The 25,002-nt window shown below is 49.9% G+C and carries 22 protein-coding genes and 1 pseudogene; 16 read left to right on the forward strand and 7 right to left on the reverse strand.

Annotated features, from left to right (window positions below; all coding sequences use genetic code 11):
- Window positions 1-46: 46 nt before the first annotated feature.
- The 16 genes and pseudogenes from PHT49_07080 (at window position 47) to PHT49_07155 (ending at window position 16,885) form a co-directional block, all read left to right on the forward strand.
- Window positions 47-1,585, forward strand: a complete 1,539-nt coding sequence (locus PHT49_07080) for a sigma-54 dependent transcriptional regulator (protein ID MDD5451641.1) — start codon at window positions 47-49, stop codon at window positions 1,583-1,585.
- A 546-nt stretch (window positions 1,586-2,131) separates the two neighbouring features.
- Window positions 2,132-2,224, forward strand: a pseudogene (locus PHT49_07085) (prepilin-type N-terminal cleavage/methylation domain-containing protein).
- 537 nt (window positions 2,225-2,761) lie between these two features.
- A complete protein-coding gene (locus PHT49_07090) occupies window positions 2,762-2,995 on the forward strand; it encodes a type II toxin-antitoxin system prevent-host-death family antitoxin (protein ID MDD5451642.1) in 234 nt (77 codons plus the stop codon).
- Window positions 2,995-3,417 (forward strand): type II toxin-antitoxin system VapC family toxin, encoded by a 423-nt coding sequence (locus PHT49_07095; GenBank protein ID MDD5451643.1) that lies wholly within the window; start codon window positions 2,995-2,997, stop codon window positions 3,415-3,417. Before PHT49_07090 ends, PHT49_07095 begins: the two co-directional genes overlap by 1 nt.
- Window positions 3,418-3,645: 228 nt before the next feature.
- Window positions 3,646-4,419 carry a prepilin peptidase gene (locus tag PHT49_07100; protein ID MDD5451644.1) on the forward strand — a complete coding sequence of 258 codons (774 nt, stop codon included), beginning with the start codon at window positions 3,646-3,648 and terminating at the stop codon, window positions 4,417-4,419.
- Between the two features lie 191 nt (window positions 4,420-4,610).
- Entirely contained in the window at window positions 4,611-6,200 is a 1,590-nt protein-coding gene (locus PHT49_07105) for an ATP-binding protein (GenBank protein MDD5451645.1), read from the forward strand.
- Window positions 6,201-6,331: 131 nt separating this feature from the next.
- A complete protein-coding gene (locus tag PHT49_07110) occupies window positions 6,332-7,702 on the forward strand; it encodes a sigma-54 dependent transcriptional regulator (GenBank protein ID MDD5451646.1) in 1,371 nt (456 codons plus the stop codon).
- A gap of 177 nt (window positions 7,703-7,879) precedes the next feature.
- Entirely contained in the window at window positions 7,880-8,356 is a 477-nt protein-coding gene (locus PHT49_07115; GenBank protein ID MDD5451647.1) for a GspH/FimT family pseudopilin, read from the forward strand.
- A gap of 9 nt (window positions 8,357-8,365) precedes the next feature.
- Entirely contained in the window at window positions 8,366-8,752 is a 387-nt protein-coding gene (gene pilV, locus PHT49_07120) for a type IV pilus modification protein PilV (protein ID MDD5451648.1), read from the forward strand.
- 12 nt (window positions 8,753-8,764) lie between these two features.
- Window positions 8,765-9,367 (forward strand): prepilin-type N-terminal cleavage/methylation domain-containing protein, encoded by a 603-nt coding sequence (locus PHT49_07125; protein MDD5451649.1) that lies wholly within the window; start codon window positions 8,765-8,767, stop codon window positions 9,365-9,367.
- Between the two features lie 150 nt (window positions 9,368-9,517).
- Window positions 9,518-10,747, forward strand: coding sequence for a pilus assembly PilX N-terminal domain-containing protein (locus PHT49_07130; GenBank protein ID MDD5451650.1), 1,230 nt, complete (start codon window positions 9,518-9,520; stop codon window positions 10,745-10,747).
- Window positions 10,748-10,773: 26 nt separating this feature from the next.
- The gene (locus PHT49_07135; protein ID MDD5451651.1) at window positions 10,774-12,039 is read left to right on the forward strand and encodes a pilus assembly PilX N-terminal domain-containing protein; all 1,266 of its coding nucleotides are present in this window, start codon (window positions 10,774-10,776) and stop codon (window positions 12,037-12,039) included.
- A 114-nt stretch (window positions 12,040-12,153) separates the two neighbouring features.
- Entirely contained in the window at window positions 12,154-13,539 is a 1,386-nt protein-coding gene (locus PHT49_07140) for a TolC family protein (protein MDD5451652.1), read from the forward strand.
- A 209-nt stretch (window positions 13,540-13,748) separates the two neighbouring features.
- Window positions 13,749-14,930: an efflux RND transporter periplasmic adaptor subunit gene (locus PHT49_07145; GenBank protein MDD5451653.1), complete on the forward strand. Its 1,182-nt coding sequence runs from the start codon at window positions 13,749-13,751 to the stop codon at window positions 14,928-14,930.
- 8 nt (window positions 14,931-14,938) lie between these two features.
- The gene (locus tag PHT49_07150) at window positions 14,939-15,643 is read left to right on the forward strand and encodes an ABC transporter ATP-binding protein (protein ID MDD5451654.1); all 705 of its coding nucleotides are present in this window, start codon (window positions 14,939-14,941) and stop codon (window positions 15,641-15,643) included.
- Window positions 15,644-15,658: 15 nt separating this feature from the next.
- A complete protein-coding gene (locus PHT49_07155; protein MDD5451655.1) occupies window positions 15,659-16,885 on the forward strand; it encodes an ABC transporter permease in 1,227 nt (408 codons plus the stop codon).
- Between the two features lie 169 nt (window positions 16,886-17,054).
- Here the strand turns inward: PHT49_07155 and PHT49_07160 are convergent, their stop codons facing one another.
- From PHT49_07160 to PHT49_07190, 7 genes are all read right to left on the reverse strand, one after another.
- Complete coding sequence (locus PHT49_07160; protein ID MDD5451656.1) at window positions 17,055-18,368, reverse strand: Ni/Fe hydrogenase subunit alpha; 1,314 nt, start codon at window positions 18,366-18,368, stop codon at window positions 17,055-17,057.
- Complete coding sequence (locus PHT49_07165; protein MDD5451657.1) at window positions 18,365-19,105, reverse strand: hypothetical protein; 741 nt, start codon at window positions 19,103-19,105, stop codon at window positions 18,365-18,367. Before PHT49_07165 ends, PHT49_07160 begins: the two co-directional genes overlap by 4 nt.
- Window positions 19,102-19,929, reverse strand: a complete 828-nt coding sequence (locus PHT49_07170) for an FAD/NAD(P)-binding protein (GenBank protein MDD5451658.1) — start codon at window positions 19,927-19,929, stop codon at window positions 19,102-19,104. Before PHT49_07170 ends, PHT49_07165 begins: the two co-directional genes overlap by 4 nt.
- A 2-nt stretch (window positions 19,930-19,931) precedes the next feature.
- Window positions 19,932-20,990, reverse strand: coding sequence for a 4Fe-4S dicluster domain-containing protein (locus PHT49_07175; protein ID MDD5451659.1), 1,059 nt, complete (start codon window positions 20,988-20,990; stop codon window positions 19,932-19,934).
- Between the two features lie 122 nt (window positions 20,991-21,112).
- Complete coding sequence (pyrR, locus tag PHT49_07180) at window positions 21,113-21,667, reverse strand: bifunctional pyr operon transcriptional regulator/uracil phosphoribosyltransferase PyrR (protein ID MDD5451660.1); 555 nt, start codon at window positions 21,665-21,667, stop codon at window positions 21,113-21,115.
- A 90-nt stretch (window positions 21,668-21,757) separates the two neighbouring features.
- A complete protein-coding gene (locus tag PHT49_07185) occupies window positions 21,758-22,828 on the reverse strand; it encodes a phosphotransacetylase family protein (GenBank protein MDD5451661.1) in 1,071 nt (356 codons plus the stop codon).
- Between the two features lie 2 nt (window positions 22,829-22,830).
- The gene (locus tag PHT49_07190; protein ID MDD5451662.1) at window positions 22,831-24,927 is read right to left on the reverse strand and encodes an acetate--CoA ligase; all 2,097 of its coding nucleotides are present in this window, start codon (window positions 24,925-24,927) and stop codon (window positions 22,831-22,833) included.
- Between the last annotated feature and the right edge of the window lie 75 nt (window positions 24,928-25,002).

The raw sequence follows: 25,002 nt of genomic DNA on the forward strand, positions 1-25,002 counted from the left end.
TGTTTTCTTTGCGCCCTCTGTGCCTCTGTGGTGAAAATATCTTTTTATGAGACCCTGCGCCCGGATATTGGTAGTCGATGATGAACTGAGCATGCGTGAGTTCTTCAAGCTCATGCTGGATAGCGAAGGCTATCAGGCCGAGTGTGTCCCAAATGGCCGGGAGGCCGTCTCTCTCGCCCAGAAAAGCTTTTACGATCTGGTTATCACCGACATCCGCATGCCGGGCATGGATGGGATTGAGGTCCTGAAAAGGGTCAAAGAAATAAGCCCGGAGACGATAGTGATTATGATCTCCGCTTATGCCACCACGGAAACAGCCGTTACGGCTATGAAGCAGGGGGCTTATGACTACATCCCCAAGCCGTTTAACGTTGAGGAAATAAAGTTAATCATCCAAAAGGCCCTGGAAAAAAGGCAGCTTCGACAAGAAAATGACCGCCTCAAGGAGGAATTAAGAAAACATCACCGCTACGAGAAGCTGGTAGGCAGCTCTCCGGCCATGCTGAAGGTATATGAGATGATCAGAAAGGTCGCCCGGACCCGGAGTAATGTCCTGATTTATGGAGAGAGTGGAACCGGCAAGGAGTTAGTAGCCCGGGCTATTCACGCTGAAAGCCCGCGTAATAAAGAGAATTTTGTGGCCATTAATTGCGGCGGCATACCGGAGACTCTCATCGAAAGCGAGCTTTTTGGGCATAAAAAAGGGGCCTTTACCGGGGCTATAAGCGATCAAAAAGGGCTTTTTGCCGAAGCCGACGGCGGGACGATATTCTTGGACGAGATAGCCGAACTCTCTCCGGCCCTCCAGGTAAAACTCCTTCGCGTACTCCAGGAAAGGGTATTCAGGCCGGTGGGAGGGACGGAAGATATTGCGGTCGATATCCGCATAATATCGGCCACGAACAAGGACCTGGAACAGGAAGTTGCGGCGGGAAATTTCCGCGAAGACCTCTTTTACCGGCTTAATGTCATCCAGATAAGGGTCCCGCCCCTCCGGGAAAGGAAAGAAGATATACCACTTTTGCTTCAGCACTTCCTCAAAAAATATGCAAATGAAACACTCATATCTCAAAGAGACACGAAGAATAATGAACAAAATCCCCCCTCACCCCCCTTTACTAAAGGGGGGGATCTGTTAAGTTCCCCTTTGGGGAAAAACGGGGTCCCATCAATTCCCCCTTTGGAAAAGGGGGATACAGGGGGATTTTCAGATAAGACGCGGAAGCAGGTGGATAAAATATCGCCCGCAGCCTTAAAAATACTGATGCAATATGACTTTCCGGGAAATGTACGTGAACTCGAAAACATTATCGAAAGAAGCGTGGCTCTCGCCTCCTCCAGCGCTATTCAGGCGGAAGACCTATCGTTTATAAATATAAACAACGGCAAAGGAGCGAAGATCGGCACACCGCCTGTGACCATCCCGTCAGATGGCTTCGACCTCGAGAAATACATAGCCAGGACAGAAAGAGATATCCTCCTTAAGGCCCTTGAGATCAGCCGGGGCGCCAAGCAGAAGGCCGCCGGCCTCCTGGGCATCAGCTTCCGCTCCTTCCGGCATCGCCTGAGCAAATACGGCCTGTGATAGCCATCAGTTTTCAGCCTTCAGCTCTCAGCCCTTTTCCCTCATCCCTCGTCACTGTTCTTTGCCAACATTTGTCAAGCTATTGACAAAATTTGTCACTTTCAGCTAATCCTCGCAATCCTTAGTACGCTATCCGGGACAATAATCCACAATATATTGTGCCATTAATTTATTAAGGTCTATATCTTGGCCATAGCCAAGATTGGCATTACTATTGCTACTATAAAAAGCAAAAAAATTTAAAGAAATCATATAAAGACCGATAAGGAACAATATAATCCGCTGATAGCTGAGCGCTGACCGCTGAAAGCCAAGAATTAATTCTAAACAACGAAGGGGAGGTGAATGAAAAGTAGGGTTTTACCGCTCGCAGATACGCCGAAGGCGTGAAAGATCGCTGAGAACGCTGAGATAATATATTATTAAATAGGTTGCAGTTTTTCTCTGCGGACTCTGCGTGCTCAGCGGTGAAAAGAATCTTTTACGAAATCATCAAATCCAAGTTAAGCAAGAACAAGGAGGCAAAAAATGTTAGCAAAGATGAGAATGAAGAGAAATCAAAAAGGTTTTACGCTTATCGAACTCATGATCGTCGTGGCCATCATCGGCATCCTGGCGGCGATCGCGATACCGCAGTTTAACGAGTATAGAAAAAGAGGCTATGTCGCGACGTTAAATAGTGATGCAAAGAATGCCTTTACCGCTTCCGCGGCAATGATTGCCGATGACCCTAATTTAGCGGCTATGACCGTTGCAGGTCTGCAAGCTGCAGGCTATACCCCATCTGCCGGCGTTACCCCCACTGTTGCCTTCACTACTGTTGATAATTACACCATAACGGTGACCGGGACTGCAGGGTGGGGTCTTACTACTAACACGGCTACAATTACCCAGGATGGCGTATTAACGCCAGCAGCGCCTTAGGCGCGAAGATTGGGGACGTTCTTGAAAACTTTCACTTAAGGCAAGAGGCGTCATTGAAAAAAGCCACGTAGGGTGGGCTTTGCCCACCAAAACTGGAAAGGGCTGTCTTACCGGGCAGCCCTTTTTGTCATTTTAGCGCCTTGAAATAGTCCGTCCCCCCCCTTGCGCCCCATCCTGCATTTTTAATAGACATCTTCTTAAACAAAGTGTACATTACAAACGTACATTTTTGACGAATATAAGGAGCTCCATATGAAGATCAATGCAAAGGAGGCCAGAAACAAATTAAGTTCACTTCTAAACCAAATAGAGGAAGGAAAGGAAGTAATCATCTTACGCCGCGGCAAGGAAGTAGCCCGGCTTGTTCCACCTAAGGGTGAGGTCAAGGTTTTACCCAAATTAAAGGATTTTCGCTCTTCTATTCGACTTAGCGGCAAGCCATTAAGTACAGTGGTAATCCGTAAAAGGAGAGAGGAGCGCTATTAATGTTTTATATAGACACGAGCGTGTTAGTGGCGTATTATTGTCCGGAGCCTTTAAGCGAAAAGGCGGAAGAGTTTCTAATCGCTCACCCTCAGCCGGCTATCAGTTTCCTCACGGAAGTAGAACTTTTCTCGGCCATATCCAGAAAGGTTCGCGAAGGAGGCCTGCATCGAACCGACGCCGGCCGGATTACTGCAAAATTTCTAGCTCACCTGGATGGGATTTTTTACACCAGACTTTACGTTGAGCCCCTTCACTACCGATTGGCCAGAGACTGGATGGGCCAATTTAATACTTCGCTGCGTACTCTTGATGCCCTTCATCTGGCGGTTGCCTCTTCCGAGGGGCTGACCATGGTTACTGCTGACGAAGGACTGGCAAAAGCAGCTAGGGCATTGGCCGTCGATGCCCTCCTGCTTTCATGACCTATGACCTTGGGGATGTTGTTGAAAACTATCACTTAAGCCAATAAGCGTCATTGAACAAGGGCTGTCTTAACGGGCAGCCATGTAGGGTGGGCTTTGCCCACCAAAACTGGAAAGGGCTGTCTTAACGGGCAGCCCTTTTTATTTAGGCAATTCTGGTTTGCTCTGGTATGTTCTCAATTAGCTTACGGCTAGAAGCACGTTAGCCGATAAGACTAATCAAATCCTATGAACCATTATCTCGAACTAATCTTTGCCTTGTCTGCCGGTCTTTGCATCGGTAGTTTTCTGAACGTCCTCATCTACCGCCTGCCGTTGGGTAGGTCAATTGTAAGACCCGGCTCTGCTTGTCCAAAATGTGGCGACCCTCTCCGGTGGTATGACAATATCCCCGTGTTAAGCTACCTCTTACTATGCGGGAAATGCCGCTATTGCCGGTCGCACATCTCTCTCCGCTATCCGCTTGTAGAACTTGTAACCGGATTGCTCTCCCTGGCCATTTTCTTTCGATATGGCGTATCCTGGGCCTGCCTATTCTATTTCATCTTTATCTCCGCCCTCATCGCCATCATCTTCATCGATTTCGACCACCAGATCATTCCCGATGTTATTACTTACCCCGGCATCGTAGCCGGCTTTATCTCTTCCCTCATTCTGCCGAATATTACTTATAGGGATTCACTCATCGGCATAGTTCTGGGAGGTGGCATTCTTTACCTGATTGCCCTTGGCTATCTCATGCTGGCCAAAAGAGAAGGCATGGGCGGCGGGGATATCAAGCTTCTGGCCATGATCGGCGCCTTTCTGGGGTGGCAGGCCCTGCCGTTCACCATCCTGGTAAGCGCGCTCCTCGGCTCAGTGGTAGGTATTATAGCCATGCTCAAAACAGGTAAGGACGCCAAGATGGCCATCCCGTTCGGACCTTTTCTATCCATTGGAGCCATACTTTATCTCTTCTGGGGAAAAGCGGTAACCCAATGGTATCTGGGCCTCCTCTGTTAGCCACGAATTGACACCGATGAACTCGAATAAGATTCTATACAAAGATTTATCATACAAAATTGTTGGCTTAGCAATGGAAGTACACCGTAAACTTTGTTATGGGTTTTTGGAAAAGGTTTATGAGAATGCCACGGTGGTTTTGTTTTTGTGCAGCTTCGTGTTCATTCGTGGCTAAGTAATTACGGCAAAAGATGAAAAAATACGGCCTAAGTATCCGCACCAAAATCGCCCTTACCTTTGTGTTTCTCTTGCTGACCGGGATGTTCCTGGTGGCCGTTGTTTCCGTAAAGATGGCCGAACGGAGCATCGCCCGGCAAAAGATAGACAGCGCAGCCATTCTGGTCCAGAACCTTGCCAACGTAATCAACCAGCTATCGAGAGATTCAGACATAAGGGAAAACGGACCGGGTGATGTTCAATCCCTGCTCAGTTCTTATCTCAGCCCGTCCAGTTTTGACTACATAGCCCTGGTAAGAAGCGACGGGGTAATCGTCGCAGAAGCGGCATTTGAAGCCATAAAATTGGCCCCTCTATCCGCCGAGGCAAGACTTCAGGCCCCGGCTGAGAGGCCGGTTTGTAACCTCACAGGGGCAGACAATTTCTCCTTTTTCAGGAGAGACCTGCGCCTGGCTGCCGTGTTCCCCATCTTCAAAGACGGCCGCCGTTGGGGTATTATATATGCCAAAAGTCTACTCGGTGACCTGCGTCAGGAGATGGCGCAGCTCTACAAGTTGACCTTCTTTTACATTGTTCTTGATGCTGTGCTTATTTTCCTTTTCGGCTATCTTCTTATCTCCAGAGATGTCGTCCGGCCTATTAGACGCCTAACCTCACTTGTGGATACCATAGGCAGTGGAGACCCCGGCCCCTTTATACATTCTGAACAACAAAATGAGATCGGAAAACTTTACCACGCCTTTGCCCGTATGGATAAACGTCTAGGTGAACAAAAAAAAGAGATAAAGGAATACATTGCCTCCCTGGAAAATGCCAATCGTGAGCTTAATAAGGTACAGGAAGAGGTAATCCGTTCTGAAAAACTGGCCTCGGTAGGCCGGTTAGCCGCCGGAGTGGCCCATGAAATCGGTAATCCATTGGCCGCCATCATAGGTTACGTCGAACTTCTGTTACAACGTGCAGTCAGCGAGGAAGAAGAACGGGATTTTCTAGGTCGTATCGCCTCGGAATTGCAGCGCATAAATGGTATCATACGCGACCTGCTCGATTTCTCCCGTCCCTCCCCCCAAAAGATCGAAAGGGTGTCTATTAACGAAGTTATCGAAGGCAGTCTTTCCCTCCTTTCACATCAGAAAACCATGCGTTATATCGGTATCCAGGCTGACCTACAGCCAGACCTGCCGTTCGCCCGGGCTAACGCCCAGCAGTTAAAACAGGTCGTTATCAATATCCTGGCCAACGCCGCCGCCGCCATGCCTATCGGTGGAGACCTGCGCATCAAATCAGGGCTAAAGGAAATACTTAAAAATGACGAAAAGAAAAATAATCCCCCCACACCCCCCTTTAGTAAAGGGGGGCAGGGGGGATTATTAGATGAATATATAGTTATCGATGTGGAAGACAGCGGGACCGGGATTAAACCGGAAGACCTCCCAAGGGTCTTTGATCCCTTCTTCACCACAAAACCACAGGGAGAAGGCACGGGTCTGGGTCTGGCGATCTCTTTGCGTATCATGGAATCGTTTGGCGGGAAGATAACCGTAGAAAGCGCCATAGGCAAGGGCACGAAATTCAGCCTTATTTTAAAAGTATGGAATGGATAACCTACTTAGCCACAAAGTCACCAAGACACGAAGGCTGAATATGAATTTGTTGCTGAAAAGGGTGTCGGTATTAAGAAAATTAGGATATTGGCGTCTTTGTGTCTTAGTGGCTGTGTTGAAGGGTTTAATTAATGTCTAAAAATCGTATTCTGGTCATAGATGATGAAGAGAATATGCGGCACGTGTTGACGGCCATCCTTAAAAAAGAAGGCTATGCGGTGGATACGTGTCCGGACGCGGTTTCCGGCCTTAAGAAACTGGAAGAACAGTGCTATGACCAGGTCTTATGTGATATCTGCATGTCAGGCATGGACGGCCTATCCTTTTTAAAGGAAGTCGTAGCCCGAAATTTTGACACTACAGTTATAGTCATGTCGGCTTACGGGAGTGTAGATACGGCTATTGAAGCCATTAAAATCGGGGCTTATGACTATATAGACAAGCCCTTCAAACCCAATGAAATCATCCTGACCCTGAAAAAGGCGGAGGAGCGTGCCCGACTCAGGCGGGAAAATACCCGTCTTAAGGAAGAAGTAGAGAAAAGTTATTCTTTCAGTAACATCGTAGCCAAGTCTGCGGCTATGCTTCAGATATTTGATATGGTCAAAAAGATTGCCGATTACAAGACAACCGTCCTCATACTCGGTGAAAGCGGCACTGGAAAAGAGTTAATTGCCAAGGCCATACACTATAACAGTGTGCGGCGTGGAAAACCGCTTGTTACCATAAACTGTGGCGGCATACCGGAAACGCTCCTGGAAAGCGAGCTATTTGGGCATGTAAAAGGCGCTTTTACGGATGCTTACCGGGCCAAAAAAGGCCTGTTTGAAGAAGCCCATGGCGGAACGCTTTTCCTGGACGAGGTGGGCGAGCTGCCCATGTCCCTCCAGGTCAAGCTGCTCCGTGCCCTGCAAGAGGAAGAAATACGCCCTCTCGGCGACACACAGGCCACAAAGGTCGATGTCCGGATTATTGCCGCCACCGCCAGGGATCTGGCCAGGGAGGTAGAAAAAAATACCTTCCGGGATGACCTTTTCTATCGTCTTAACGTCCTTTCCATCCACGTGCCGCCGCTACGGGAAAGGCGGGAAGATATTCCCTTGCTGGTGGATCATTTTATCCAGAAGTATAATAGACGCTTGGGCACCAATGTCGACGGAATTTCCCCGGAAGCCATGCATCGCCTCATGGAATACGAATGGCGGGGCAATGTGCGGGAATTGGAAAATGTCGTGGAGCGGGCCATGGTGCTCACAGAGAGCAAAATAATCGGGTTGGAATACTTCCCGTCCTCTATACAAAAAGGCCATGATACCTTTCCCGACGAAATCCTGGAAGGCGCAACATCCATCAAAAAGGCCACCAAGTCCGTGGAGCGGGCATTGATCAAGCGCGCCCTGGAACAAACGAAAGGAAACCGCACTCAGGCCGCCCAGATCCTGGAGGTAAGCCTACCGGCCCTGCTTTATAAAATGAAAGAATATAAGATTGCTGCTGCTTAATGTCCTCATCTGCGCCAATTTTTTTTAATATACGTAAATCTTTTTAAGGTTATGTCCCGTCCGCATCTTCCACATTATCTGCTGTTTTTTCAACAATTTCTTTAAGTTATACCATGCCGCGCCGATAAGAAATAATAGGCACGCTTCTTGCCAACAGGTATATTCAGGAGGATTAAAGTGCCCAAGAGGAAGCACAGAATGAACCTGGCAGGGAATCACCGTGGTTTTACCCTGACGGAATTGATGATAGTGGTGGCTTTGATGGCCATCCTGGCAGCCATAGCCGTCCCCAGCATTATTGCACAGATGCCGAAATATCGGTTGAACGGAGCGGCCAGACAGGTTTTGGGAGATTTGGTAGCCGCAAGGATGCAGGCTGTCAGTCAAAATAATGAACTCAAGGTATTCTTTTTAGACAACCATAGCTACATGATATTGGACGATGATGATAACGATGGCACGGCTGATACCGGTGAGGCGACACAGACAAAAGACATTCAGACAGATTATTACGATGTCACCTTTAACTCAAACAATGACCCAATATTCCAACCGAACGGCACGGCCAGCAACCTAGCTACTATAACTCTGAGCAATACCAGCGGGTCGCATAGTATTACCATTAGCAGCGCCGGCCGGGTGAGGATAAATTGAGGAAAGAATATGGATATTTCTATGGTATGCAACTTACAGAATAAAAAAGGTTTTACATTGATCGAGGTCCTCATTGCCATGCTGGTACTGGCCATAGGATTGTTGGGCTTAGCAACTTTGGCCCCAACAGTGATGAACGGTAATGCCTTCAGTAACGAAATGACCACGGCCACGACCCTGGCCCAGGAAAAACTGGAAGATATTCAAGGGCAGGGTTATGCCAGTGTATCTTCAACCAATGAAAACTACGGCAGTATCACTGGTTACAGTGCTTACAAAAGAGTTGCAAGCGTAGCTACGGCCTCCCCGGCTACCGGCATGAAAACAGTGACCGTTACGGTTTCCTGGGACGCAGATGCCCATTCGGTCGCTCTGAAAACTATCCTGGCAGAATAAGAGGCCCTGATGATGTTCGATATAAATCAAAAAGATCAGAAGAGAGTACCCGGTTTCTCGCTCATCGAATTATTGATCGCCATAGCCATAAGTGGAATCGTCCTGAGTGCCGTATCCAGTCTATTTATCATGCAAAATAAGTCCTACAGCGTCCAGGAACAGGTTGCTGAAATGCAGCAAAACGCACGGGCGGCTATGGACATAATGACCCGTGAGATAAGAACGGCAGGATGTGATCCAAGTGGTTCGGCAAATGCGAGCATTGTTACGGCTACATCCGGCTCTATTAACTTTACCCAAGATCTCGATGGAGATGGAAATACAACCGGTACAGACGAAAATATCACCTACTCACTTTATACTTCCAGCGGTATACAAAAAATCGGACGTGATACCGGCGGCGGCAATCAACCCGTTGCGGAGAATATCCAAGCGCTTACCTTTGCCTATTATGATAGCGCCGGCAATACTACTGCCGTACTGGCCGATATTCGCCAGATAGAGCTCACTATAACTGCCAGGACTGCCAATCCAGACCCTGATTATACTACCAATGGCGGGTACAGGACCTGTACTTTGACTTCTCTGATAACTCCAAGAAACCTGTCCTATTGATGAGGAAAGAATGGAGCCACAAAGTCACCAAGACACAAAGGGGAATATAAATTAGACTGCAAAATTTACGGGTTAGCGGAATTATTTTATAAAATCTTCGTGCCTTGGTGTCTTAGTGGCTGAATAGCTTTTGATAAGGAGGTAAGAAATATGACTCCAGAACGAAAAATCAAGATAATAAAAAATGAAACGGGTATTGCCCTTATCACAGCGCTTCTTTTTTTGATGGTTCTTACTATCTTGGGAACCACCGCTATCGTGATAAGCAGCACGGATATCAAGATCGGCGGCAATTATAAGTTAAGTAAACAGGCGCTTTATGATGCCGAGGGTGGCATCCAATATGCGATCAAGAACATCGAAAATGGCTTGGCCGCAGAGACACTTTCTCTTACCGGAAGCTCAGTAGCCGTGAATTATACGGCGCCGTCCGGCTTCTCTTTTGATCCGATCACCACCCTTACGCGAGTAGGAACTAATAATAACTATAGCTTCCGGGCTACCGGTCACTCTGCAAATAGCACTAAGGCTACTATTGAAGTGGTCATAAAACAGGAGCCGGTCTTTAATTATGGTGTTTTTGGGGACGACTTGGTCGATCTGAAGGCCTCCGGCTGCGTTTATAGTTATAACTCAAATACAATTACAAACCCACAGCCATCTGACTCCACCGGTGAGGGGGATGTCGGTTCTAATGTCGCAGTCAATACATACATGAGTACTTACGTTGATGGTGATGTGGCACTGGGGGATGATGGATTTGGCACCGAAGGGGTTTATATTCCGAATGGCGTTCCCATAATCACCGGCACTGCCGGCGTGGATGTTGATCGGGTGGACCCGGATCCGTTAGGTGCTGTCGGTGGTGACTTGGCATCAACATTTTCAACCGTCGGCAGCGGCAGCAATGATAATGCCTGGGGTGGAATAACCGGTAATACCATCTATCTGAACACCGGCGACACTATGACATTGCATGGAAAGGCAGGGGGCGCAGACTACTACGTAACTGATATCACCCTTAACAACGGAGCAACGCTGAACATCGATGCGACAGCCGGACCGGTCAATATTTATCTAGCCGGAGGAGTAGATGCCAAAAACGGATCGGCTATCAATATCACCGGAGTACCACCTGACTTCACTATTTACTCCAATTCGACGGATAGTATTGTATTTAGGCATGGAGGTACCTTTAAAGGCACAGTTTATGCGCCATATGCCTCCGTCGAGATGAAAAACAGTTCGGATGTATACGGCCTTATCTGGGCCAATACTTCAGACATAAAAAACTCAGGGGAATTCTACTTTGACACAGCATTAAAAGATAAATACCTTTCCGATAATGTCTCCATATTATCCTGGAAAGAGGTTAGGTGAAAAACCTTTCCGGCGAGGGGATAAAAATGCAAATAGCTATGATACGAAAACCTCACACAGTAAAGCTAATCGGAGCCTTTTGTAGAGATGAAAGAGGAATCGTACTAATTACAGCGCTCCTTTTTTTGATGGTTCTTACTATCCTGGGAACCACCGCTATCGTGATAAGTAGCACGGATATCAAGATCGGCGGAAATTATAAGTTAAGTAAACAGGCGTTTTATGATGCCGAGGCCGGCATTCAATACGCAATCAAGAACATCGAAAACGGCCTCGCCGCAGAAACTCTTTCTCTTACCGGAAGTTCGGTAGCCGTGAGCTATACGGCGCCATCCGGCTTCTCGTTCGATCCGATCACCACCCTCACACAGGTGGGGACCACCAGCAACTACAGCTTTCGGGCTACGGGCCACGCCGCAAATAATACGAGCAGCACCATCGAAGTCGTTGTAGAGCGTGAGACTTTACTCGACTATGGCATATTCGGAGATGACGAAATAGATATGAAAAACTCCGGAGCTGCTTACAGCTACGACTCCCGTGTGACCCCGAATCCGACGCCAGCCGACTCTACCGGTGAAGCGGACATCGGTTCCAACAAACTGGTCACGGGCCATAATGGCACGATTATTGACGGTGATGTGGCGCTTGGAGACGACGGACTGGGCACCGAAGGGATTTATACGCCGATGGGTAGTCCCGGTCCTACCGTCACCGGCGTGGAAGGAGTAGATGTGGACCGGGTCGATCCTGACCCGCTCGGGGCGATAGGCGGCGATCTTGCCGCTACATTTACGGCCGTCAGCAGCGGCAGCAATGATAATGTCTGGGGTGGAATCACCGGCAATACCATCAATCTGGGTAACGGCGATACTATGACATTGTATGGGAAATCAGGGGGCGCAGACTACTACGTAACTGATATCAACCTTAACAATGGAGCAACACTGAACATCGATGCGACAGCCGGAGCGGTCAATATCTATTTAACCGGGGGCCTGGATGCCAAAAATGGATCGGCTGTCAATATCACCGGAGTGCCGCCGGACTTCACCATCTACTCCAATTCAACAGACAAGATAGACTTTAAACACGGCAGTGCTTTCAAGGGCACAGTCTATGCCCCTTATGCCGATATCGACATGAAAAACAGTTCGGAGGTATATGGCATACTCTGGGGTAAAACCGTGGACATAAAAAATTCAGGCCAGTTTTACTTTGATACGGCACTGAAAGATAAGTTCGCCTCCGATGACATCTCCATAGTCTCGTGGAGAGAAGTTCGGGAATAAAAACCTGGAAGCCCTGCCAAGTACTTGGCAGGGCTTTTTTCTCCTCCGGCGAATATACGACATCAATTTTCTTCTCCTTGCCAATTGACTTAATTCCTAGTATCATTCCAGACCATGTTCCGGGAAAAAATCCTTACTATTCTCTGGCCTGTAATCTTTCTTGCGTTTTGCCTACCATTGACTGTGTATGCCGCGGGAGACTCTCCCTTTAAAGAAGGAGATGTCTTAGCCTTAACGCAATGTATTGAAATCGCCTTTAAAAACCAGCCCACTCTAAAAGCGGCGCGTAGTTCGGTTGAGGCCGGCCAGGCCCGGGTAACTCAATCCAAGGCCGATTATTTGCCGCAGATAAGCTTGAACTCCGCCTATGACCGTGTACATACGGAATTTTCCGGTCGCTTTATGTCGGCAGGCGGAACTACCAGTAATTATTCGTCGGGAGTTAACCTTACGCAACTATTTTATGATTTTGGCCGAACGGGTGGAAAGATAGAGGCCAGCCGTCAAAATCTCACTATGAGCGAATATGAGGCGCTGGATGTTATACAAGCGGTCATTCTTAACGTTGAACAGGCCTACTATAACCTGCTTAAGTCACGAAAGTTGCTGTCCGTAGCCGAAGAAACAATACGCCAGCGGGAAGAACATCTCAAACAGGCCCAGGCCTTCTACCGGGTAGGCACCAGGGCAAAAATCGATGTCACGAAGGCCGAGGTTGACCTGGCCAATAGCCATCTGGATAAAATCAAGGCTGAAAACGCCCTTAAGGTCGCCAAGGCCTCTCTGAATAATGCTATGGGGATCAGAACTTCTGTAGATTACACAGTGGAAGATAACCTGCAATTTGTCCCTTTCCATGAAGAGCTTGCCGCCGTCACCGGGGAGGCCCTTAAAAGCCGCCCGGATACCCTGGCCCTGGATGCTCAATATAATTCCCAGAAGGCAACCTTAGAATCTGCCTTGGGAGAATATTATCCGAGCCTTAGCGGTAACGCCGCTTACAACCTCGAAGGAGATGAATACCCTAAGGACAAAAACTGGAATCTGGGGGCTACTATAACCTTTCCTATTTTTTCCGGTTTTGCTACAAAAGGCAAGGTAGCCGAAGCGCGTGCCCAACTCCAAAAGATACAGGCAGAAAAAGAAGTCCTTGAACAAAATGTATGCCTGGAAGTTGAACAGGCCTTTTGGGCCACAAAAGAGGCTGAAGAATTAATACAGACTACGGAGAACAATGTGATTCAGGCCCGGGAAAATCTGGATCTGGCTGAAGGCCGCTATAAAGCAGGGCTTGGATCAGCCATTGAGTTTATGGACGCCCAGATACTATATACAAAAGCAAATGTCGATCATATCCAGGCGCTTTATGACCACAAGGTATCCGTGGCAACGCTCTTAAAGGCGGTGGGGAGATTGACTTTTAGCGGTCAGTTCGCCACAATACCGGCGAATCTTCGACAGCCAGCGATCAGCGTTCAGCCACTTAAGACCACGAATTAAAAAACCGGCAGACGATGGCCGGACGCTTAACTTTTTGAAAGTGGAAAAGTTATGAAACAGACATGCCGCATAGCGACACAAAGGACAACGGGAATAATCCCCCCGTACCCCCCTTTATTAAAGGGGGGATATGTTAAGTTCCCCTTTGGAAAAAGATGGCGGCTTATCAATTCCCCCTTTGGAAAAGGGGGACACAGGGGGATTTTCAGATGAAAAAAAAGCGATTTTATATAGCCCTGCTAATCCTCCTTATAGCCATCGGGGGCATTTTTTATGCCTTGAAGGGCGAAAAAGATAAGGTTGAATACAAGACAGTAAAAGTAAAACGGGGGACTATCGCCTCCACCGTCCTGGCCAGCGGAACAGTGAATCCGGTTGTTCTGGTGTCGGTTGGAAGCCAGGTCTCCGGCACTATCGAAAAAATCTACGTTGACTTCAACTCTCGAGTAGAAAAAGGCCAGATTATTGCCCAGATCGATCCCGCCGTTTTTCAAGCCGAGGTGGAGAAGGCCCGGGCAAACCATAAGAGCGCCCTCGCCAATCTGGAGCAGAAACAGGCACAGGTTACCGATGCCAAGAGAACATTCGAGCGTTATCGCGAATTAATAAAAAATGACCTGATTGCCCAGAGCGATGTGGACACGGCTGAAACCACTTACCAATCAGCCGCGGCCTCCTTTCACGCCGCTGAAGCTGCCGTTTCGCAGGCCAGGGCCGCCCTTAACCTGGCGGAATCAAATTTGCGGTACACGACGATACGCTCACCCGTAAACGGCATCGTGGTGTCTCGAAATGTGGATGCGGGACAAACGGTCGCTGCCAGTTTTCAAGCGCCGGTACTCTTTACCATTGCTAAGGATTTGACCAAGATGCAGGTGGATACAAGCGTCGATGAAGCCGATATCGGCGTCACGAAGCCTGGGCAAAGAGCGGCGTTCACCGTTGACGCTTATCCGGGCGAGACCTTCGCGGGAAAGGTGCTACAGGTACGCAATGCGGCTCAAGTGGTGCAGAACGTAGTGACCTATGATGTCATAGTCAGCGTGGACAACCCTTCTCTTAAGCTGAGACCGGGAATGACCGCCAATGTTTCCATCCTGATTGACGAGCGATCAAACGTCATCAAAATCCCCACTGCGGCGCTGCGGTTCACGCCGGCAGAAGGAGAACGCAAGAAAAGCGTGCAGGAAACTCCCAAAGGCCCTCTCGTATGGAAGGTACATCCTGATAACCGTCTTGAGCCCGTAGCCGTCAAACTTGGGATCGCAAACAGTCAACACGCAGAACTCCTCAAGGGCAACATTGCGGAAGGAGACCTCCTGGCAACAGAAACGCTTTCTACGGGAAAAAAGTCTGAAGCGAACAAGTCTCCGCAGTTCAGGCCCTTCTAAGAAGACGTATGACGGCGCTGATCGATACCCGAAACCTGACCAAGATATATCGCTTAGGCGATATAGCCGTTAAGGCGTTGGACAATGTCAGCCTTTCCATCGACGCTGCAGAGTTCACGGCCATCATGGGGCACTCTGGATCCGGTAAATCAACCTTCATGAATATCCTAGGGTGCCTGGATCGGCCCACAAGCGGTCAATACCTGCTGGAAGGGGAAGACGTCAGCAACCTTTCCACGAAACAGCTGGCTACCATTCGCAATCGCCGGATAGGTTTTGTCTTCCAGGGGTTTAACCTTCTGCGTCGCACCTCTGCACTGGAAAACGTAGAACTCCCTCTTATCTACAGCAACATTCCGGCAAAGGAACGCCGCATGAAATCTCTTGAGGCCCTGGAAATCGTAGGTCTTTCCGGGCACGAACACCACCATTCCAACCAGTTGTCCGGCGGCCAGCAGCAGCGGGTAGCAATCGCCCGGGCCCTCGTCAATAACCCTTCCATTATCATGGCCGATGAGCCTACGGGAAATCTTGATACCCGGACCAGTGTTGAAATAATGGGGGTCTTCCGGCAGCTGAACAGTGAACAGGGGATCACAGTTATTATAGTAACTCATGAACCGGACATCGCTGCCTTTACGCGGAGGCATATAGTATTCAGAGATGGACGGATTATAGAAGACAGACCAAATGAACCCAGAATAGGGAGTTAACTCGTAACCCAAAATATGTTTATCTCAACCAGTCTGAGAATTGCCTTGAATGCCCTCAAGGCCAACAAAATGCGGTCGCTGCTCACCATGCTTGGCATCATCATCGGCGTGGCCGCAGTCGTGGTAATGGTGGCCATCGGTTCCGGCGCCAGCGCCAAAATTACTGCTCAGATTGAAAGCGTAGGGTCTAATTTGCTCATCGTCATTCCGGGGACTACAACGGCCGGCGGCGTGCGTATGGGGGCCGGCACGGTTTCCACCTTGACCCTGGCCGACTCAGAGGCAATCGTCCATAACTGTCCGAGCGTAGCCCGGGTAGCGCCTGTTTGGGGTGGAGTAGCCCAGACCGTTTACGGCAACCAGAACTGGAGTACAGGAGTCACCGGGACGACACTTTCAATGTTCGCAATCAGGGATTGGACGTTGACAGCAGGCCGCTTTTTTACGGAGCAAGAGACAAAAGCAGCGGCAAAGGTGGCTCTTCTTGGACAGACCGTGGTGAACAATCTTTTCGGTGGCGCCGATCCCATAGGCGAGATAGTACGGATCAAAAAGATGCCGATGCAGGTCATTGGGGTCCTCGCAGTCAAGGGGCAGTCCCCTCGCGGCGATGACCAGGACGATGCTATCTATGTTCCCATCACCACCGCGCAGAAAAGACTGTTCGGGACTCATATCCCGGGCACAGTCCGCGTCATAATGGTCCAGGCTAAGGATATGAACGTGATGGCCAAAACCGAAAAAGAAATCACGGACCTGCTGGACCAACGACACCGGATCGTAAAGGACGCGGACCGGGATTTCACGGTGCGCAATCTCTCTGAAATCCTGGCCGCAGCCCAGGCCGCATACAAAACTATGTCGCTCCTTTTGGGGTCTATCGCCCTGGTTTCGCTCGTAGTCGGTGGTATCGGTATCATGAATATCATGCTGGTGTCAGTGACTGAACGCACCAGGGAAATCGGTATTCGTATGGCGGTGGGGGCACAGGAAAGCGATATCCTGACCCAGTTCTTGATTGAATCCCTGGTTCTGAGTCTTCTCGGGGGGTTAATCGGTGTCATCCTCGGATTGACCGGAGCTGAGATCATGGCTGCCATGTCGGACTGGCCGGTGCTCATTTCATGGCAGGCTTTGCTCCTGGCTTTCGCGTTTTCTGCGATGGTCGGGATCTTTTTTGGGTTCTATCCGGCCCGCAAAGCCGCCCACCTCAACCCGATCGATGCCTTGCGGTATGAATGATATAGCCATCAGCGGTCAGCTTTCAGCTATCAGCCGTCAGGATACCGAATCCAGGGATCAGGGGAAAGATCTCGGGTTGTGCGTTACAAGGTGGGAGGTTTTTAACCCATAACATGGGACCCGCAATTGGAAAGCTCGTGGCTGAGCGCTGATTGCTGAAAGCTGAGAGCTATTTTTTAAACTTCACCTTAAGATAGTGTGCCGAACACGAAATACACGGGTCATAGGCCCGGACCAGCATCTCCAACCCCAATTCTATCTCTTTCTCCGGCTTACCCAGCAATGAAGGTAAAAGGGCCTGCAGGTCGTGATAGATGTTATTGTGATTCTGGTTGGTTGGGATGATCAGATTGGCCCCGATACATGTCCCGGCGTCATCGTATTGGTAATCATGGAAGAGTATCCCGCGTGGGACTTCCACGGCAGACACCCCGCGGCCGGCGCACACCTTGATAGGTGGAATATCCTCCAGCGCCAGACCCCGGCCGAGGACTCTATCTATAATGTTTATGGAATCCTCTACAGAATGTACACACTCCACGATCTGGGCCACGTTATTCATGAAGCTGTTATAACAAACCGGCTTAAGTTTAAAGAGCCCGGCCACGGCCCTGGCTTCCGGGGTAAGCCTGTCGGAGTTCAGATTGAACCGGGCCAAGGCCCCCACCATGTAAGAATCGCGGTTATGTTTTGTATATTTGGCCGTGGAGTGCGGAACGCAAAACTCGTTAGTTACCTCTTTATACTGGCCCGGCGCCCATGTCCCCCCATCGCTTGAACCTACCTGGCCATGGTACATGGCATATTCCTGGTCTGACTTGAGGGCGATAAACTCTGTTTCCCGGCTAAATGCCGGAAAGCGTTCCGCCAATAAACAGACTAACCGGGCCACTTCTTTCAGATCAGAAAGCGCCTCTGTAAGCCCCTGACGCAGTTTCTTTAACTCATCCACCTTTGGATACTTAACAAATCCACCCGGAACCAGTCGTTGCGGATGCGTGGTGCGTCCGCAAATCGTGTCGCTGAATACGTTGGACAGCCGGTGGATACGAATAACGGTCTTCAACTCAGCCGGATGCGATCCGGCCAGGGGTACAACGCTACCCACCCCCATAAGGTCCGGCAAAACAAGATAGCCCACATGGAGAATATGGCTCTGCAGGTTTTCCGCATGGAGGGCCAGTTTGCGAAGGAGCATTGTCTGCTCCGAGACCTCAATACCCAAGGCCGCTTCCGTGGCCTGGAGCGAGGCCAAGGTATGCCCGATGGAACATATTCCGCAGATGCGGCAGGTAATGTGGTGCATCTCATACCATTTCCGGCCTCTGACCATGGCCTCGAAAAACCGGGGGGCCTCCACTACCTCCCAGCGGCAATCCTCGATCTTGCCGTTGGAGACATTGACTACTATATTGCCATGCCCTTCCACCCGCGTTAAATGATCCACCCGGATATGAAGTTCCCGTTTAGCAGACTTGCTCATCTGGCCTCCTCCCGATACCCATCGTAAAGCCTTATTTGCCCGAGTGCTTCACCGGCGGAGATGCCAAAACGCCCCAACAGCGCGCGGGCGGCATCCATATTCGGGTCATCTACCAGGCCGCGGCAACCCGAGCAATAGGCCCCCTCGGTAATACAACAGGCCCCGCAGCCGGCCCTGGTCACCGGCCCCATACAAAACTGGCCCTTGAGAAGCACACAGACATTTCCCGCCTTCTTACAATCCACACACATCGGATAATTGGGGATAAAAGGCTTCTTGCCCTGCAACAGGGCCTTGAGTACCTGGACAAACTCCTCACGGTTTATCGGGCAACCGTGGACATTGGCATCTACCGAAACTACTGCTGAAACCGGCCGGGCCGCATAAGTATTATACCAATGGGCCTTATCGCCATAGACATAGCGCCGCACGAATTTTTCATCTTGAAAATTCTTCATGCAATTAATCCCGCCGATAGTAGCACAAGCCCCTATGGCCACCAGTATTCCGGCCTTTCCCCGGATGGCTTTTATCCGTTCTTCGTCACTCTTTCGGGTGATAGAACCTTCTACCAGGGCAATGTCATAATGGTCGCTCTGCTCCTTCATGGCCTCACGCCAGGTGACTATCTCCACCTGTCCCAGGACATCCAGCACAGCCTCTTCCAGGTTGACGATCTGCAACTGATCGCCCTCGCAGCCGGCAAAATCAAAGATGGCCACCCTTGGCTTGCTCATGACAAGGCCTCCTCCAGATTCTTTATCGCCGCAAAATTAAACACCGGCCCCTCCTGACAGACATAAACCGGACCCATCTGACAGTGGCCGCACTTGCCTAACCCACATTTCATCTTCCTCTCAAGGGAAACGATGATATGATCATCGGCCAGGCCCTTGGCCCTGGCCGCGGCTATGGCAAAACGATACATCACCGGCGGCCCGACCATAATGGCATACGTCTTTTTAGGATCAATGGTAAATTTCGGGAAAAGGGTGGTAATGACCCCCACATTGCCCTTCCAGGAGGCATCGCCTACATCCACGGTCTCCAGGTATTCAAGGTCCGGACGCCTTGCCAGGGAAGCAATCTCTGCCTTGAAAAGACGGTCGGCCGGTGTTCGCGCCCCGAAGAGTATAATTATTCTGCCGTAATCCCTTCGCCTTTCCAGGGCATAGTTGATAAAAGACCGCAAAGGCACGATTCCCAGCCCCCCGGCCACAAACAGAAGGTCTTTACCTTTGAGATCCTCAAACGGGAAGTGCGTACCATAAGGGCCGCGTATGCCGATAACATCTCCCGCTTTCAGGTTATGCAAGGCGTTGGTAACATTGCCGGCCCGGCGCACACATATCTCAAAATCTGTTTTTTTGTTGGGCGCCGAAGAGACCGAAATAGGACATTCACCCACACCAAATACAGAAACCTCGACAAACTGTCCCGGCTTATGCCCCAGAGGCTTTCCATCATTAGGACGAACCATAAACAGCTTTTCCATAGCCGTCTGCTCTTCGATCTTCATAATAGTGGCGAGACCGGGCAGGTAGGGAGATGGTGAGCCCATGATTAGATACCCTCCTTCAAACGATTAAAGACCGTTACGGGATCGGCTATATCAGACGGGCACTGTGCGGAACAACGTCCACACCCCACGCAGGCAATATCGCCAAAACGCCTGTATATGAACTGCCCCTTACGATAAAAACGGTGGCGGTAGCGGTCAGCCCGATGGCCGCGAAAATTACCGCCGCCCGCTACCCGGGCAAAGTCGCTCAAAAGACACCCATCCCAGGTACGATAGCGGCTGCCTTTTTTAAGGTCTATGGAGACATCGTCCCGGACATCAAAACAGTAGCAGGTTGGACATACTAAGTTACAGGTCCCGCAACTAAAACAAAGATGGGACTTTTCCTCCCAGATAACGTGTTCCTCATTGCCATCTAAAAGGGATGGGAGTTCAAGATAAGAAAAACTCAACCGGTTGGCATCACAGCGTTTTCTCGCCTCCGCCCGTACCTTGTCCCTTTCTTTCACCTCAGCCGGCGCAGCTTCCCTGGTGCGGGGGGCCGTCTTGAGAAGCGAAGCCCCTTTCTTGCTGCCCACATCCACTACATAACACTGCCCGATATCCGTCAACATCAAATCGAAACCACCCGCCACAGTGTCAGCCCCCATGCTGCTCCAGAAGGCCCTGGGCGCTACCTTGACCGGATCGATGCCGATAATCGTAGTCCGCTTACGACGTTCAAGGTAGTGGTTATCCTGAGGAATAGCGGAAAACACCTTATCCATCTGGTTTATGGCTATAATGTCATACGGGTGTACGCCAAAAATAATCAACTCTTCTTTCGGTGCATCCGCCTTGATTGATCCCGGCGACAGGTTAAAGGTCAAAAGCTGCTCATAGGCCGGTAAGAGGTATTTCTTGGGAGGGATAAGCGTAACATCAAAAGAAAGGGTCATCTCCCCCGGTGAATTAATCGGAGCATAAGTGTAAAAGCCGCTATCCCCGGGTATGGAAGAAACTGCCGACTGGTCCTTTACGCCGACCACGGTATTCTTCTGGCGCAAAAGCTCCGCCACAAACAAATGCAGTCCTTCTTTCTCAATAATTGCCAGGCTCATATCGCCACCTATTAGACCTTTCCCCTGCTATAAGATCCTGAACTCTAATATGGAAACACTGCTCTTATATATGCAACCAGCTTGTCTGTGTCAAGAATTCTTGAATTAATTCCAGATGTTGTTCACCTTTTCTCAAACCCTGTCCCTGTCTCCAGGATAACCTTATCTTCCCCGCCCGACTCTTTTAAAAAGACGTTTACCCGCTCGGAACAGGCGGTATTGATTTTTTTGCCCACATATTGAGGCTCGATGGGTAACTCCCGATGGCCGCGATCCACAAGTACCGCCAATTCCACTCCCTTGGGACGCCCAAAATCCATAAGGGCATCCAGCGCCGCCCTAACCGTGCGCCCGGTAAAAAGAACATCATCCACTAAGATAATCTTCTGATCCTCGACAGGGAAACCTATCTCTGTTTTATGAACTAATGGCTGGCGACCAATCATGCTCCAGTCATCACGATAAAGGGTTATGTCCAGTATGCCCATAGGCACATCCGCCTGTTCCGTATGCATAATTTTTCCCTTCAGACGCTGGGCCAGAAAAACACCACCGGTTCGAATGCCTACGAGGGCCAGCCCCTCTACCCCCTTGTTCCTCTCCAGGATCTGGTGAGCCATTCTGGCCAAAACACGGTTAATCTCTTCCTCATCCATCAATGTTATTTCTTTGGACATTATCCACATAACCTCGTTTATTTATAAGCATTCAGCTATCAGCACTCAGCTTTCAGCTAATTACTGATGGCTGATAGCTGAATGCTTAGTTTATTTTTTCTTTAGACCAAGTTTGGCATACAGGCGGTCAAAATCGACATATTCCTTAATAAGATGGACGCCTCTTTCCACCTTTTCCGTCTCACGCAGCCTTATACGAAAAGAGAGCTTCTCCATACTCTTGGCAATAGTATAGGTGTCGCCGGACAGGACAACGATGGGAATTCCCTTTTCCTCAGCCCGCCCGATAATTATGTCATTAGGATATAAGTTGCCGGTCAACAAAATACATCTGGCCCCGCCTTCTATGGAAGCCAGTTGAATATCCGACCGATCCCCTCCCACAATGACCCCCACATTCTTAGACTTTCTGAAATATTCCAAAAACATGTTAACCTGCATGCCTCCGATCAGAAACTGTTCTACCAGATTATCCAGGCGATGATGACAGCAGATGACTTTCCCGCCAAGCTGCTCCGCTATATATTCCACCTTGACCGAGGCCATCAGAGGATCATAAGGCACTACCCCCAGGACACTTATCCCTTTTTTCTCCAGATAAGGTACTATTAATTCCTGTACATCGCTCATATATTCAGACGTTATATTATTCAAAATGACACCGGCGAGGTGTTCCTTGAAATTATCCTGGGCATCCAGTATGCTGTCGACATAGAAATCCCCCCGATACCGGTCGATGAGGACAATTTTCGCCTCAAGCCTCCTTACTAATTTAGTTGCCGGTATGCCCATGTAACTACCGGTATGAAAGCTGCCCGAGCCGCCCACTATCATAACCTCCTTGTTTATGGCCAGGGACTTAAAGGCCTTGACGATCTTGCGATCCAGGCCTTTCATATCCTCACGCAGGGCGTCTATCAAGACATCCTGAGTGATGACCACCGGACAGACGAGCTCCAGGGGATCGGAAAGTTTTAAAAAACGATATATAAACCACGCATCTTTGTCCGTGAGGATGTTTTCAACCTCTGCCGGCAGTATCCCCACAGGCTTCTGGTAGCCGACACTAAAACCGTCCTTCTGCAATTGGGCGCCAATACCCATGGTAACCATACTCTTGCCGGAATAACCGGCCGTAGAACTTACATATAATGTAACCATACTTAGGCCCCCCTTATGGTAAACCTGGCATCAACCGCTATAACCCCTTCGCCCCTGGATTTGGCCAGCAGGGGATTTACGTCGGCTTCCACAATTTCCGGAAAATCCTGGGCCAGTTGAGACATTATAAGCAGGGCTTCCTCAACGGCCTCAATATCTGCAGATTGTTCTCCCCGCACCCCGCGTAAAAGGGGAAAAGACCTTATCTCCCTCACCATCTCATGGGCATCTTCCCTGGCTAAAGGCGCCACACGGAAAGACACATCCTTAAGTACTTCTACATAAACACCACCTAAGCCGAACATAATCAACGTCCCGAACTGCGGATCCTTACTCAGACCCAGGATGACCTCTCTACCCCCTATAATCATCTCCTGTACCATCACCCCGAGGATAGGGGCCTGAGGAGCCCTGGCCCGTGCCCGTGAGGTAATCTCAAAAAACGCCCTCTCTACCTCTTTTGCCGTATTAATGCCAAGAATAACGCCGCCTATGTCACTCTTGTGAATAATCTGGTGTGCGGCAATCTTCATAACTACGGGATACCCGATACTATCGGCAGCAGCCACCGCCTCCCTTGAGGTACGGGCCAGGATATTGGCCGGAACCTTAAAACCATAGGCCTGAAGAACTTCCCGCGCCTCAGCTTCTATAAGTTGATTACGGTTTTCATCGCGCACCCGGTCAAATATCTGCCATACCTTGTCCCGATCCGCCCGGTAACAAAGATGCGTGCGTGGGGGCTCATCCACCCATAAACGCTGGCGGTACATACTATCCATAGCGGCTATGGCATCTTCAGGATAATTATAATGCGGGATGCCCTCCCGTAATAATATTTTTATCCCTTCTTCTACACGTTTCTTCCCCAGAAAGGAAGCAAAGACCGGTTTCGGCGATTGTTTCGCAAGTCCGGCAACAGCCTTGGCCGTCTCAGCCACATCAACCATAGCCGTGGGTGTCAGCAAGATCAGGATGGCGTGCACCTGATCGTCTGCCTGTATGATGGCCAGGGTATCACGGTAACGCTCCGCTCCCGCATCGCCGATAATATCCACCGGGTTATAAAAGGAGGCGATAGGCGGCAGTATTTTTCGGAGCTTATCTATGGTCTCCTTGTTTAAGGAGGCCAGTATGAGATTGGAACGGTCACAGGCATCCGCGGCTATTATACCCGGCCCGCCGGAGTTGGTGATAATGGCTATATTGGGGCCTTTAGGCAAAGGCTGGTAGGCAAAGGCCATGGCATAATTGAAAAGATCGTTGATGGAATGGGCGCGAATGACGCCGCTCTGGCGAAAGGCGGCCTGAAACGCCGCATCCGAGCCGGCCAGCGCGCCGGTATGCGAGGACGCTGCCTTGGCGCCGGAGGCCGTGGTGCCTGATTTGATGAGAATAACCGGCTTCCTTTTGGAGATCGCCCTGGCCACGTCCATAAAGGCCAGGCCGTCAGTTATGCCCTCCAGATACCCCAGGACAACCTTGGTCTCCGGGTCTTCCGACAGGGCCATCAGCATCTCGATCTCGGAGATATCCGTCTTATTTCCCAGGCTGACGAACTTGGAAAAGCCGATGTCTTCGGCCAGAGACCAGTCCAGGATAGCCACACACAAGGCCCCGGATTGGGAAAAAAAGCCGATGTTGCCTTTAAGCGGCATGCCTGCCGCAAAAGAGGCGTTAACCCCGGAGGCTGTATCGATCAGGCCGACACAATTGGGGCCGACCATACGTATGCCGTATCTATTGATGGCATCCTTTAATTCGCGCTCCAGCCGGGCCCCTTCCGGCCCGACCTCCTTGAATCCCGCCGTTATAACCACTATCGAGTCGATTTTTTGGGCCGCGCATTCCTCGACTATCTGAATTACATGCGGCGCAGGCACGCAAATTACGGCCAGGTCAACCGGGCCGGGTACGGAGGCCAAGTTCGGGTAGGCTTTAGTGCCCAGTATCTCCGTGGCAGCGGGATTAACGGGATAAATCTGCCCCTGATACCCATAGCTCATCATGTTTTTTAAGACGTCATACCCGACCTTGCCCGGCTGACGTGAAGCGCCGACTACAGCTACGGAACGGGGGCTGAAAAAGTGTTCTAACATAACGTCCTGCTCAGTTGATTTCTAATTCCAAAATTGAAGCTCCCCGCAGCTTGCTGCGGGGAATCTCCGTATCCA

The organism is Desulfovibrionales bacterium (genome assembly GCA_028715605.1).
Classification (GTDB): Bacteria; Desulfobacterota; QYQD01; order QYQD01; family QYQD01; genus QYQD01.